The following is a 13787-nucleotide window of genomic DNA, read 5'->3' as shown; positions in this document are numbered from 1 at the left end:
GCTGGTGCTACTTTTTTTCTGGGAGTAGACACATTATCGAATTGTAAAATAACAACTATTGCTAATGTGGATAACTTAATGATGAGCAATGAAGTTCTGGAGGAATTCCATGAAAGTAGCGGAACTATTAAAAGTATCCAGCTTAGCCCTTGCATTATTCGGCCTTTATAGCGGCACTGCAAATGCTGAGGTGGATAATTTGGCTAAGTTTCACCTTAATATGGGCGAGTGTGATAGCTGCCATATTTCCAAAAAAGGCCCCAGTGATGACAATCTTACCCATGAAAATCAGCAATGTGTAAGTTGTCACGGGGCTCTTGCTGAACTGGCGGCTATGGATGTTGAAGCGAAGAAGAAGATCTCACCGCATCAATCGCATCTAATTGGTGATATCGCCTGTACCGCTTGTCACAAAGGCCATGAAGCGTCAGTCGCCTACTGTGATGCCTGCCATAGCTTCGGTTTCGATATGCCTTTTGGTGGAAAATGGCAACGTAAGTTCGTACCGATTGATGTACATAAGGACGCACAAGACAAAGCTTTGGCGGCGGGACCGCGTGAATCAATTGACGTGGTGATCGTGGGCTCAGGCGGTGCAGGTTTATCTGCCGCTGTATCTGCATCAGAAAACGGTGCCAAAGTTATTATCTTGGAAAAAGAACCGATTGCAGGGGGCAATACCAAACTTGCTGCGGGTGGCATGAATGCCGCGGAAACACAGTTCCAGAAAAAGCTCGGAATTCAGGATAAAGTCTCCATCATGATCGATGACACCATGAAAGGTGGGCATGAGGTCAATGACCCCGCGTTGGTGAATATTCTGGCACAAAACTCTTCCGATTCTATCGATTGGCTGACCGCGATGGGCGCCGATATGAGTGATGTCGGCCGCATGGGCGGTGCCAGTGTTAACCGGGCTCACCGCCCAACCGGTGGCGCAGGTGTCGGTGCTCACGTTGCGCAAGTGCTGTATAACGCGGCGGTGAAAAGTGGCGCCGATATTCGTTTCAATAGCCGTGTCGTCCGTGTGTTGGAAGATAGCAATGGCAACGTTGAAGGCGTGTTGGTGGAAGGTACCTATACGGGTTACTACGTCATTAAAACGCGCGCAGTAGTGATGGCGACGGGGGGATTCGCCAAAAATAATGAGCGAGTCGCGAGTTACGATCCGAAACTCAAAGGCTTTGCTGCGACTAACCATCCAGGAGCGACCGGTGATGGCCTCGATGTTGCTTTGGCCGCCGGAGCAGATACACGCGATTTGAAATACATTCAGGCGCACCCAACTTGGTCACCTGTTGGTGGCGTCATGGTGACAGAAGCGGTTCGTGGTAATGGTGCGATTCTGGTGAACCGTGAAGGTAAACGCTTCGTGAATGAAATCACCACCCGTGATAAGGCATCTGCCGCTATTTTGCAGCAAAAAGGAGAGAGTGCCTTCCTGTTCTTTGATGATTCAGTGCGTAAGAGCTTGAAAAAAATCGAGAACTATATTCATTTGGGCATTGTCACTGAAGGTAAAACCGTTGCTGAGCTGGCAGGCAAGATGGGCATTCCTGCGGCTGAGCTGGAGCAGACCATTGCAAGCTATAACGGCTTTGTCAAAGCAGGCAAAGATGCGCAGTTTGAACGACCTAATATGCCTCGAGAACTGGCGATGGCGCCTTACTACGCCATTGAAGTGAAACCTGCCGTACACCACAGCATGGGCGGTGTTAAAATTGATACCAGTGCTGAAGTGTTGAATAAAGGCGGCAAGGTCATCCATGGGTTGTTTGCAGCGGGTGAAGCAACGGGCGGCGTGCATGGTGCTAACCGTTTAGGTGGCAACGCGATTTCAGATATCGTCACCTTTGGCCGTATTGCAGGCCGTAACGCAGCGAAATTTGCTGAAGCAAAATAATGCCTTAGCGGGTTATTAGGCTGCTGTTTAGCCAGTAATGACAAAGGCGAGCCATATGGTTCGCCTTTTGCTTTCGAGCGCCAGTTCATGTTTTCCCGGTTGCTGAGTTTGATGTTCAAGACAATATCGGCAATTTTTTCTACACTGCTCAACAATTCTTGTTTTTGAAGTGAGTCACAACTATGAAAATCGGTTTTTTTAGTGCCAAGCGATACGATATCCAACACTTTAGCAAAACCAATGAAGCAGGAAACTTTGGCGCTGATATCGAGTTTTTTGATTATCGACTCAGTCGACAGAACGTCCGCTTGGCGTTAGGGTTTGAGGTTATTTGCGCCTTCGTGAACGACGAGCTTTGCGAAGAAGTGTTGACCAAGTTGTACGCGTCCGGCACCAAAATCATCGCCATGCGCTGCGCAGGTTTTAATAATGTCGATCTCGACGCCGCTAAACGACTTGGGCTGGAAGTGGTGAACGTACCCGCTTATTCACCAGAGTCAGTTGCCGAGCACACCGTTGCGCTGATGCTGACGCTTAACCGTAAAATCCACAAATCTTATGGCCGCACTCGTGATGCGAACTTCTCACTGGAAGGCTTGGTTGGCTTCAACATGCATGGCAAAACCGTGGGTGTGATTGGCACAGGTAAAATAGGCATTGCTACCATTCGTATTCTGCGCGGTTTTGGTTGCGAGGTGTTGGCTTATGATCCCTTCCATAACCCGCTGGCCGAAGAGTTGGGCGCGAGTTATGCGTCGTTAGATGACATCTACCAAAACAGCGACATCATCAGTCTGCATTGTCCGTTGACCAAAGATAACCAGCATCTGTTAAATGCCGAAAGCTTTGCCAAAATGAAGCCGGGCATGATGGTGATTAACACCAGTCGTGGTGGTTTGCTCAACGCGGTGGATGCCATGGAAGCGCTGAAAATGGGGCAGATTGGTTCGCTGGGATTAGACGTTTACGAGAACGAAAAAGAGCTATTCTTTGAAGATAAATCTAATGAAGTGATTTTGGATGACGTGTTCCGTCGTCTGTCTGCTTGTCACAACGTTATTTTTACCGGTCATCAAGCGTTTTTGACTCGCGAAGCCTTGGATAACATTGCCCAAACCACTTTGAGCAATGTCAGCCAAATACTTGCCGGTAAAAAGTGTGGTAACGAACTGTTTTAAGCCAGCTTTTTCTCTAACACGTCCGTTGCTGCTTGCTCTGTGAGCGGCAATGGAACTGTATGCTCTTGGGTGAGCTTAATCACCGGATGGGTCAGCGCTAAAGTATTGGGATAGGTGATGGTGTTGCCGTTATCCAACTTGATCAGCAGGTGAAATAGGGTCACTTCCTCCAAAATACCTGTTGCATCTACATCGGCATCAACAATCTTAATTCTGTCGCCTAATTTATAGGGGAACATAAAGAAAATAAGAATGCCGGCGGTAAGATTCGACAAAATTGACCACTGCGCTACCAGCGCCATGCCCATCACCGCAAACGCAGAAGAGACAAACAGCGAGACATCTTGATAGCCAATCCCCAAAGAGATCGCCATCATTGAAATGGTAACGAAAAACAGCACCAAGCTGATAAATTTACTTACCAAGCTGGTTCGGGTTGCGTTAATGTGCTTGTTGGCGCTGAACTCATGGATCAGTTTGCTCACTCGGCGCTGGATTAACACAAAGCTGGCAATATAAAGGATGATGATAAAAATATTTGTCACCATGAGCGGTATTCCTCTAGCGTTTGCTCGTTAAAAGTAGGTTTTATGTTAACCAATTTATATTCCCGGTAAAGTTACGGAGAGATTGATGGAAGATTATCAACTGCTGGCCTCAACGGAAGATGAGTACGGCAGTGTTGCAGTTCTGGAGCTCGGCGATACTCGCATTCTCACTTTTGGTTTCCATGACGAACAAAGCAAACTTAATAAAAAAGCGCCGCACCAGCCACAACACACCTACCTAAAAGCGATGTTGATGTCGCTATTATACGGCACTCCTAAACGAGTGATAGTGCTAGGACTTGGCGGCGGTTTGTTAGTACATTCGCTGCGCAAATTCGATCCTGCCATCAAGATTACTGCGGTGGAATTACGCGAGTCGGTGATTAATATTGCCAAGCAATATTTCATGCTGCCACTGTCGAAGAAGTTGACGTTGGTGCAGCAAGATGCGTTTGAGTATATGGCCAGTCGTGATGATCGCCGGGTGGATGTTATCTATAGTGACCTGTTTCATGGTGACGGTATGGCGGAGATGCAACGTGACGCCGAATTTCTTGATAACTGCTTATATCAGCTGAAAGATAACGGTCTGCTGGTGCTCAACTGTTGGAAAGAAGCGCGTACCGATGAAGAGTTGAGACAGCAACTATTATCGCGTTTTGCCGATGTGCGGGCATGCTTGACCGGTAGTGGTAATTGGGTGGTGTTTGCCGCGCGACGGCCACAGGTGTTTACTCAGGCGGGACTCAAGCAACTGGCACAAAATCTGTCATCTAAACTGGAGTTCGATTTAAGCCAAACGCTGACAAAGTTTGAGATGTGGCGTTAATATGTCAGCATTTACTTCAGTTGTTAGTGATGTAGCTTTTCTCGAAAAAACCGATTGGAACAATAGTTTTTATCTGATTTAACAAAAAACATAAGCGGACTAGTATTACTTCCATCGAGAGGGCAAACGGGTTGCCCATTGATTTTTAATCATTGATTACGGGAGTAATAACATGCCTCAAGCACTGAACACAGCAATCAAACCGTTTAACGCAACCGCTTTCCACAAAGGCGAATTTGTCGACATCTCTGAAAAAGACGTACTGGGCAAATGGGCCGTTGTTTTCTTCTACCCAGCTGACTTCACTTTCGTTTGCCCAACTGAGCTGGGTGACCTGGCTGATCACTACGAAGAGCTGCAAAAACTCGGCGTAGAAGTGTTCTCAGTATCTACTGATACCCACTTCACTCACAAAGCATGGCACGACAGCTCTGACACTATCGGCAAAATCAACTACTACATGGTAGGTGACCAAACTGCCACTATCACCAACAACTTCGGTGTGTTGCGTGAAGGTCAAGGTCTGGCTGACCGCGCTACCTTCCTGATCGACCCTGAAGGCATCATCCAAGCAATGGAAGTGACTGCTGAAGGTATCGGTCGTGATGCAGAAGATCTGCTGCGCAAAATCAAAGCAGCACAATATGTCGCATCTCACCCAGGTGAAGTTTGCCCAGCTAAATGGAAAGAAGGTGAAGCAACTCTGGCTCCATCACTGGACCTGGTTGGCAAAATCTAAGCTAAGCCTTCTGCAAGCTAAGTTGTAGTACTTCCGGCCTACGCACTCTTTCCTCCAGTAGGCCGGATTTCCCTTACCCTTATTTTCACAGGACACGTTCATGTTAGACGCAACTTTAAAACAACAACTGGACACCTATCTGCAATACATTAAGCAGCCTATTGAAGTTAGCGTGTCCGGTGATGACAGTGCTAAATCTCAGGAAGTGACCGAGCTGGCGCAAGAGCTGGCGGGTATGTCCGCTAAAATTTCCCTGCAACAAGGCAACAATCCACGTACCCCAAGTATGTCGATTGCGCCGCAAGGCCAAGCGCCACGCGTGCATTTTGCCGGTGTGCCATTGGGGCATGAGTTCACTTCATTAGTATTGGCGCTGCTGCAAGCGGGTGGTCACCCATCGAAAGCCGATCCAGCGCTATTAGAGCGGATCCGCAATCTTAAAGGTGAATTCCACTTTGAAACCTATATCTCGCTGTCGTGCCACAACTGTCCAGATGTGGTGCAAGCATTAAACTTGATGGCCAGCCTCAACCCGAATATCACCCATGTGATGATCGATGGCGGCCTGTTCCAAAAAGAAGTCGACGAACGTGGCGTGATGGCAGTGCCTGCGGTTTACCTCAACGGTGAACACTTTGGCCAAGGCCGCATGACGCTGGAAGAAATCGTTGAAAAAGTGGATACCAGCGCGGCCGAAGATAAAGCGGCCGCACTGAATGAAAAAGACCCATACGATGTACTGGTTGTTGGTGGTGGCCCTGCTGGCGCAGCCGCAGCCATTTATGCAGCACGTAAAGGTATTCGCACTGCCATTGTGGCCGAGCGTTTCGGTGGTCAGGTAATGGATACCGTCGGCATTGAGAACTTTATCTCGGTGACTTACACCGAAGGGCCAAAACTGTCAGCGGCATTAGAGCAACACGTAAAAGAATACGGTGTCGATATCATCACAGGCCAACGTGCGGCGAATATCAAACGCGATGGCTTAGTGAATATCGAGTTAGAAAGCGGTGCTACTCTGAAAGGTAAGAGCGTGGTGTTGGCTACTGGTGCACGCTGGCGTGAATTGGGTGTGCCGGGGGAAGAGCAATATCGCACCAAAGGTGTTGCGTATTGCCCACACTGTGATGGCCCATTCTACAAAGGTAAGAAAGTGGCGGTGATTGGTGGTGGTAACTCAGGTATTGAAGCCGCTATCGACTTAGCTGGTATTGTTGAACACGTCACGGTACTGGAATTTGCTGACACCCTGCGTGCCGATGAAGTGCTGGTGAAAAAAGCCAAATCACTGGGCAATATCGATATCATCATGAATGCGCAAACTACCGAAGTATTAGGTGATGGCAGCAAAGTGAACGCTATCGCGTATAAAGACCGTGTGACCGGTGAAGCGCATACCATCGAACTGGCAGGTATCTTTGTACAAATTGGTTTGGTGCCGAATACTGGCTTCTTGAAAGAAAGCGAAGTGGAACTGACCCGTTTGGGTGAAGTGATGATTGATGCCAAAGGTGCCACCTCAATGCCGGGCGTATTTGCAGCTGGCGATGCGGCTAACATTCCCTACAAGCAGATCATTATCTCGATGGGTAGCGGTGCAACCGCAGCACTAAGCGCGTTTGATTACTTAATTCGCGAATCCGCTGAGTAATGCGGCAAATCTGCATAGAAAAAGCCGACCAATAAGGTCGGCTTTTTATTTGACTTGTTATTTCAATCGCTGCTTACACAGTGACATCAATGTTATTTCCAAGATTACCTTCTGGTTTAGGCGCCGGAGCTGCAGCCTCAATTAAGTCAACTGCAATTTGTCCTTCAGCTTGCTGTTGTTGTTTGGCTAATTGCGCAACTCGCACACCGACGGCTCCATTGTCCAGATTAGGTGTGACTGCTTGAGAGTTTATTGAGATTGCCATTAAGTTATCCTGTAAATCGCTTAGACAGTTAGGTTAGCTCTATACTGTACAAAATCAAGTCAGTTTTAATCAGCAGTTGCTAACCCATACCATAGTTTTATCGGCTAAGCGGCACGTTTCTGCAGTACTTTTCTCGATATCACGATAATACTGGTCAGTATAATCGCACCAAAAATGAGCCCCACAGCCACGGTAACGCTTTGTAACGCAGCAGGATTTAGCGCCAGCGTGCCACCTAATCCAAGCATCATAATACCGGACATTAATTTTAGCGTTTGGCCTTCTTTTTCTGTCAACTTGCGTTTGCCCAATGTCATTGAAAATGCCACCACAATGGCAATTAATGGGATTACATAGACGACGTTGTAGTACACCAGATACATCATCCGTTCAAAGGTCGGCAGGTTATGCATCGACAACACGCTGGTGTAGATCATCGGAAAGCCCGCAGTACATAGCAGCTCGTAAGCATTGGCGAGAATAGCTAACACAGTGGTACCGAAAATCATCGCGGTTAAGCTGGAGGCACTCGACAGTTTACCCATGCGCTTAATCAAGCTGGTACGGTTTTCCGCTGTCATTGACAAGCTGACTTCACCTTTGGTGAAAAAGTACTCTTTGACGTTAATGACACCCGCCACCAGGGCCAGTAACCCGGCAACCAGAATAATAATGCCACCATCACTGCTGGCACCTAGTAGTTCAAAGATATTCAGCCAGGCGGTCATAAACAGGAAGTAGATGAAGCCGGAGAAGAAGACGAAGATACCGCCAACTAACAACATGCGGCCACGACTCTTAGCGTTCACCATAATCGACAATAAAAATAGCAATACGAAGAAGGCGCATGGATTAAAGGCGTCAGCGCCTGCCAGTACCAACGTCAGGATTGGCAGTGAAATGCTGTCAGGATTTACTTTGCCAATAATCGGCAGCTCGACCGGTTGAACTTCAGGATCTTCCGCCCCGATGGCACAGGTACCGTCGCCACCATCGCTGCTACAGGTGGAAAACAATGACTCGCCTTCAGACGCGGCGACTGGCGCTGGCGCGGCGTTGTCATTGGTTGGCATATCTTCTGCTGCTAGTTGGCCACCATTTTCCAGATAACACTTCTTCAACCGATTCAGTAGAAACTCACCGGTGACTTCGCGGCTAGAGTAACCGATAACGGTTTTACCGCAAGCAGACAGAAATGGCACTGAGCGGCTTGGGCTATTGGTTGCATCCGCCAATGCCTGCCACATTTCAGCCGTACCTTCATCACCAACGCGGTAGCTGTGTAGCTCGATCCACGGATATTTCTCAGACAGTGAATCAATAAATGGATGTGCTTCTTTACAGTGAGGGCAGGTCTTAGACCAGACAAAATACAACGGGATTTTGAGATTGCCGTCGTTATCTACTTTCTGCCACGCTATTGATGCCTGAGGTTCGGCCATCACGCTGGTTATGGCCGCCATCAATAAAGTTAGTCCCAGCACTAGCTTCTTCAGCATAAAACAACCCTTTTTAAGTCGGTTTCGTCGTTATGGTTCCAAGTTCGACGACGAAATGATTTAGAAATCAACTTTATTCAGCAGATGCCGAAATAAATGACCACTACTTGTTGCGCTTACTGGTCGTCATTCTGCGGCTTTACCTATTGATTGTCTGTGACTTTGTAGGTGTTTTGTATTTTTACCTTCTAAACTTAGTGTTAGTTAACTTAGTGCCCACTAGTTGTGACTTATCTATCCACCCGAGGAACCATGATGCGAACCACGTTAAAAGTCCGCTTATTAGCTGCCAGTACATTATCGGTACTGTTTACCGTAATTCTGCTGGTAGGGATGTCTTCCTACTTTATTCGCAGTAATGCTATGGATAGCACCGAACGGGAAGTTCGGGAATTGATTAACACCTTTGCCTCTGGCGTGGGCCAATGGATGCTCGATCGCGAGAATGCGGTTAAATCATTGGGGAAAACCATTGAAAAGTCGCCCGGGCAGGATGTCACACCCTACTTAATGGAGATGCACGAGGCGATGGATTTTGGCCTAACCTACTATGGTGATGAACAGGGCAATATGCATCGACAGGACCCAAGCCTGCATGTGGCGGGATACGATCCGCGGATTCGGCCCTGGTATAAAGGCGCTAAAGAAACTCAAGCCATGTTTATCTCTTCGCCGTACGTTAGTGCCACCATGAAGCAGCTAGTGGTCACCATCTCGCAACCTGTGATGCAAAATGGTCAGTTTGCTGGTGCGGCAGCGGCCAACCTCGCGATTGAAGAACTGACCAATTCAGTACGCAAATTAAAACTTCCCGGCGATGGCTATGGCGTGCTCCTTGAGCGCAATGGGCTGGTGATTAGTCATCCCAATAGCGAAATGAACGGCAAGCCAATCACTGACGCCAATGCAGCATTTACCAGTAGCTGGTTGAGTCAGCGCGCCGCATCGGATCATCTCGACGAATTTTTTTACCGAGGCTCGACCAAACTTTTCTACGTGCAAAATGTGCCCAACACCAATTGGGCACTGATGTTTGTGCTGGATAAAGGCAGCATTATGTCAGCGGCGACCTCGTTAGCCTGGATGATGTCTATGGTCGGTGTCGGCTTCTTAGTGCTGTTCGGCGTGGTGTTGTTCCTCGTGTTTAAGGCGCAGTTCCGCGACTTAGAACGCGTTTCTCAAGCACTGAACGATATTTCTCAAGGCGCTGGCGATCTGACTGTACGCATTGCGGTAAAAAAGGATTATGACGAAATAGGCGTGCTGGCTGGCGGCTTCAACCGTTTTGTTGAACATCTGCATGGCATGATTAGTCGTATGGGGCAGATTGCCGAGCAGTTGGGTGTGCAATCGCAAGATACGCGTCGCTCCGCGGAGCAGAATAATCAAAGTATTGCGGTGCAGCAGGATGAGATCACTATGGTTGCCACCGCCGTGACTGAAATGGCCAGCGCCACCGAAGAAATCGCCAGTAATGCTGAACTCACTGCGCAGACCGCGCAAGATGCGGTGGGGCTGGCAGTTAATGGCCAGCAACAAGTGACCCAGAGTCAGCAATCGATTCGTAGTCTCGCCGAGGAAGTCGACAACGCTAGCCAGATTATTGGTGAGCTGAATGAGCACTCGCAGAAAATTAACAGCATTTTGCTGACCATTAGTGGTATTGCCGAGCAAACTAACCTGCTCGCATTAAACGCAGCGATTGAAGCAGCGAGGGCTGGCGAGCAAGGGCGCGGTTTTGCGGTGGTGGCGGATGAAGTGCGGGTGCTGTCGCAGCGCACTCATGCCTCCACGCAAGAGATCCAAGCGATGATTGAGACACTACAGCGTACCGCGTCTAAAGCGGTTACCTCAATGGACCACAGCCATACCATGGCTGAAACCAGTGTGCAGGATGCCGAATCGGCCAGCGCCAGCTTAGAACAGATCAATAACGCAATTCATCAGATCTCTGACATGGCCAGTCAGATCGCAACCGCCGCGGAGGAACAAACCTCGGTTACTAGCGAAATCAACCGTAATACCGAGGCGATTCGCGAGGTGTCATTGAATCTGTCTGATGAGTCGGTGATAGCTACCGAAAAGGCACAACAGCTGTCGGCGTTAGCGCAGTCGTTGCAGCAAGAGGTTGGACGTTTCCGCTTATAACCTTGATGGTTGAACCGCCCCTGTCAGGAGATAGCAGGGGCTAAGGATGGTTAGTGGTTTACAGGTTGCTCGGTGGTTGAGGGCTGTGCACACCACAAAATTTCGACTTGTCGCTGTTCTGCTGCAGCGGCAGTTTTTATACGAGTGACGATCGGCTTAGCGACATGTAATTTGGATAAATATTGTTTAACACGATCAATACGGCGGTTAGCCAGCCACATATCGTATTGTTGCTGCTTCTTATCACCTGCCACTTTGAACAGGTTAAATTCCAATACCAGATAACCATCTCCCTTATCTTGGGTCTCTTTGGTTATTTCATCTAATTTGGCAGACGCTTTGGCATTGAAATAGGAGCTATTGGATGGGTAATCCACTTGTCCGAGTTGCTGCTGACCATCACATGACGCCATCACAGGTTCAGACAACAACAGTATTAATACTGTACTAAGCGCGATAGCACGCATCACTAATTCTCCTTGTGAACACGAATTTCACCTTTGCGAGCAGAAGAAATTAGATCAAATGCATTAGAAAAGCAAACGCTAATAGTTAAAGTTTGATTGATATATTATTTATAAAAAACAATATATTAGACGTAATTTTGACGAAATGTATAACAGCGCTGGAATCCCGTGTTGCGCCAAAAATATGACCAGTAAACTCACTGCGATAAGCGAGTACTGGTCATCAGTTACAAGTATCGGAGGCCCCGTCTGCCATCCGGCTTAAAGCGGATTACCGTTGACGCTGAGTACGACGTCGATGTTGCCTTTTACCGCATTGGAATAAGGGCAGATCTGGTGCGCACTACGCACGAGCTGTTGTGCTTGTTCGGTTGGTAAGTTTAGTTCGACCGCTAATGCTGCGCTGAGCGCAAAGCCACCGTCTTCCTTATTGAACAGACCAATGGTGGCGGTGACCGGTGCTTTAGCCAGTTTGATCTTTTGTTGGCTGGCTAAAAATAGAATGGCGTTGGAGAAACAAGCCGCATAACCGGCGGCAAACAGTTGTTCCGGGTTGGTTGCAGCACCATTACCGCCCATCTGTTTCGGATAGGCTAAGTCGACTGATAACAGTTTGTCGTCAGTTTCAGCATGACCTTGACGGCCGGCGCTGGCGGTCGCAGAAGTTTGATAAAGCATAGTGCACTCCAGTGTTGTTAATATTGGTTGTGTAAAATTAAATTGTGCACAATATTAATTCGATATCACCAACAAATGCAAGTATATTGTGTGCAATTTAATTGTGCTTTGGTGTCACTGCTATGTCGCAAATGTCGGTAGAAGAGCTGTTGTGTATCGATAATCAGGTCTGTTTTTCTCTCTATAGTGCTGCTAACGCGATAGTGCGCGCTTATCGGCCGTTACTTGAGGCGTTGGATCTGACCTATCCGCAATATCTGGCGATGATGGTGTTGTGGCAAAACGATGGCGCGAGTGTGAAATATTTGGGCGAGAAATTACATCTTGATTCCGGCACGCTAACACCGTTGTTAAAACGTTTAGAAAGTAAAGGCTTATTGCGGAGAGGTCGCAGCGAGCAGGACGAGCGCGTGCGAGTGATTGAACTGACTGACGCTGGCGTTGCACTTAAGCAGCGCGCGGTTGAAGTACCAGAGCAGATGTATTGTCTGCTCGGCTTAGAGGTACAGCAATTAACTGAACTCAAACAACTGTGCGATCAAGTCACCCAAAAGCTGAGTCAGTCTTAGTCTGCAGCTCGACGCAGGCGTGATTTTCTGCGGTAAACAAGGTACATTTGCCGCCAATTTGGCGCTGGCGAGTTTTCAGTGTCGTCTGCAAAAAGGTTAAGTGAGTGAACAAGCCGCAACATTGCGAATTTTACCAACAGGGCAAGTGTCTTTCCTGCCAGCTTATAGAGTTGCCGTTAGCGGAGCAGTTACAGCGCAAGCAGCATGCTTTGCAACAGCTACTGGCGCCTTACTTTGTAGCTGAATGGGAACTCCCTATCTCTGGCCCGGCGTTCGCGTTTCGCAACAAGGCTAAAATGGTGGCGCTGGGTGCCGCACATCAACCGATTCTTGGGATTGTTAGTCCAAACGGTGAACCAGTGAGTTTGGTGAATTGCCCACTCTATCCCGCTTCAATGCAGCAACTGTTACAACATTTAGAGTCTTTTATTCAGCGAGCGGGAATTCCGCCGTATCGGGTCGACAAGGCTAAAGGGGAACTCAAGTTTATTTTGTTGACGCAAGCGCACCACAGCGGGGAATTTATGCTGCGTTTTGTGTTGCGCTCAGAGCAAGCGATTGCCCGTATCGAACGGGAACTGCCCGCATTGCTGCATGAATTCCCTAAAATCAAATTGGTCACCGCCAATATTCAGCCGGTACATATGGCGCGACTGGAAGGTGAGCAGGAAATTTGGCTGTTCGGCGAGCCGCGGTTACGGGAAGTCTTTAACGATATTCCACTCTATATTCGCCCGAAAAGCTTTTTTCAAACCAATCCAGAGGTTGCAGAGCAGCTCTACGCTACCGCTAAAAGATGGTTAGCACCTTTACAACTCAACAGCTTATGGGATCTGTTTTGCGGTGTTGGGGGCTTTGGGCTGCATTGCGCTGCGCCTGATACCCACTTAACTGGGATTGAAATTGAGCCAGAAGCGATCGCTTGCGCCAGCTTAGCCGCAGCAGAATTAGGGCTACAGCATATTCAATTTAAGGCGCTTGATTCGACGACTTTTGCTGATGGTCAGCGGCAGCAGCAAGTACCGGATGCGGTGATTGTTAACCCGCCAAGACGTGGCTTAGGGACGGCACTGAGTCGCGCGCTCAATGAATTTTCGCCAGCGTATATAGTGTATTCCAGCTGCAACCCTAAAACGCTGGCTGAGGATTTACGTCATTTTGATGATTATCAATGTCAGCGCGCCCAGATCTTCGACATGTTTCCGCACACAGATCACTATGAAGTTTTAATATTGCTACAACGTAAGCTTGGTTAAATTATCATCGCTAGCAATTTTTAAGCACAAAAAATGCTAAATAGCTATCACTTTGAA

The 13787-nt window shown here is 48.2% G+C and carries 13 protein-coding genes; 8 read left to right on the top strand and 5 right to left on the bottom strand.

What is annotated here, in order from left to right; translation table 11 throughout:
- Positions 1-109: 109 nt before the first annotated feature.
- On the top strand, positions 110-1903 hold the full coding sequence (locus tag HR45_RS10405) for a flavocytochrome c (RefSeq protein WP_037442648.1): 1794 nt from the start codon (positions 110-112) through the stop codon (positions 1901-1903).
- Positions 1904-2085: 182 nt separating this feature from the next.
- Entirely contained in the window at positions 2086-3081 is a 996-nt protein-coding gene (locus HR45_RS10400; RefSeq protein WP_037442647.1) for a 2-hydroxyacid dehydrogenase, read from the top strand.
- On the opposite strand, the gene HR45_RS10395 is transcribed toward HR45_RS10400, so the two are convergent.
- On the bottom strand, positions 3078-3629 hold the full coding sequence (locus tag HR45_RS10395) for a mechanosensitive ion channel family protein (protein ID WP_037442646.1): 552 nt from the start codon (positions 3627-3629) through the stop codon (positions 3078-3080). The genes HR45_RS10400 and HR45_RS10395 overlap by 4 nt on opposite strands.
- Before the next feature lie 85 nt (positions 3630-3714).
- Here HR45_RS10395 and HR45_RS10390 point away from each other — a divergent pair, with 85 nt between their 5' ends.
- The 3 genes from HR45_RS10390 (at position 3715) to ahpF (ending at position 6848) form a co-directional block, all read left to right on the top strand.
- A complete protein-coding gene (locus tag HR45_RS10390; RefSeq protein ID WP_037442645.1) occupies positions 3715-4458 on the top strand; it encodes a spermidine synthase in 744 nt (247 codons plus the stop codon).
- 172 nt (positions 4459-4630) lie between these two features.
- Complete coding sequence (gene ahpC, locus HR45_RS10385; RefSeq protein ID WP_037442643.1) at positions 4631-5197, top strand: alkyl hydroperoxide reductase subunit C; 567 nt, start codon at positions 4631-4633, stop codon at positions 5195-5197.
- A gap of 100 nt (positions 5198-5297) precedes the next feature.
- Entirely contained in the window at positions 5298-6848 is a 1551-nt protein-coding gene (gene ahpF, locus HR45_RS10380; protein ID WP_037442641.1) for an alkyl hydroperoxide reductase subunit F, read from the top strand.
- Positions 6849-6921: 73 nt separating this feature from the next.
- On the opposite strand, the gene HR45_RS10375 is transcribed toward ahpF, so the two are convergent.
- The gene (locus tag HR45_RS10375) at positions 6922-7113 is read right to left on the bottom strand and encodes a hypothetical protein (RefSeq protein ID WP_037442639.1); all 192 of its coding nucleotides are present in this window, start codon (positions 7111-7113) and stop codon (positions 6922-6924) included.
- Positions 7114-7217: 104 nt separating this feature from the next.
- Positions 7218-8576 (bottom strand): thioredoxin domain-containing protein, encoded by a 1359-nt coding sequence (locus HR45_RS10370; protein WP_081933454.1) that lies wholly within the window; start codon positions 8574-8576, stop codon positions 7218-7220.
- Positions 8577-8867: 291 nt separating this feature from the next.
- Between HR45_RS10370 and HR45_RS10365 the strand changes: the two genes are divergently transcribed.
- Entirely contained in the window at positions 8868-10760 is a 1893-nt protein-coding gene (locus tag HR45_RS10365; RefSeq protein ID WP_037442635.1) for a methyl-accepting chemotaxis protein, read from the top strand.
- A 50-nt stretch (positions 10761-10810) separates the two neighbouring features.
- Here the strand turns inward: HR45_RS10365 and HR45_RS10360 are convergent, their stop codons facing one another.
- Positions 10811-11230: a hypothetical protein gene (locus HR45_RS10360; RefSeq protein WP_156104057.1), complete on the bottom strand. Its 420-nt coding sequence runs from the start codon at positions 11228-11230 to the stop codon at positions 10811-10813.
- A 258-nt stretch (positions 11231-11488) separates the two neighbouring features.
- A complete protein-coding gene (locus tag HR45_RS10355; RefSeq protein WP_037442630.1) occupies positions 11489-11905 on the bottom strand; it encodes an organic hydroperoxide resistance protein in 417 nt (138 codons plus the stop codon).
- A gap of 122 nt (positions 11906-12027) precedes the next feature.
- On the opposite strand from HR45_RS10355, the gene ohrR reads away from it, so the two are divergent.
- Both ohrR and rlmC read left to right on the top strand, forming a co-directional pair.
- A complete protein-coding gene (gene ohrR / locus HR45_RS10350) occupies positions 12028-12474 on the top strand; it encodes a transcriptional regulator OhrR (protein WP_052074673.1) in 447 nt (148 codons plus the stop codon).
- A gap of 104 nt (positions 12475-12578) precedes the next feature.
- Positions 12579-13730 (top strand): 23S rRNA (uracil(747)-C(5))-methyltransferase RlmC, encoded by a 1152-nt coding sequence (gene rlmC / locus HR45_RS10345; RefSeq protein WP_037442626.1) that lies wholly within the window; start codon positions 12579-12581, stop codon positions 13728-13730.
- Positions 13731-13787 lie beyond the last annotated feature (57 nt).

Source organism: Shewanella mangrovi (assembly GCF_000753795.1).
Lineage (GTDB): Bacteria > Pseudomonadota > Gammaproteobacteria > Enterobacterales > Shewanellaceae > Shewanella > Shewanella mangrovi.
The sequence above is the reverse complement of the archived record's forward strand: the minus strand, read 5'-3'. Positions and strand labels throughout refer to the sequence as shown.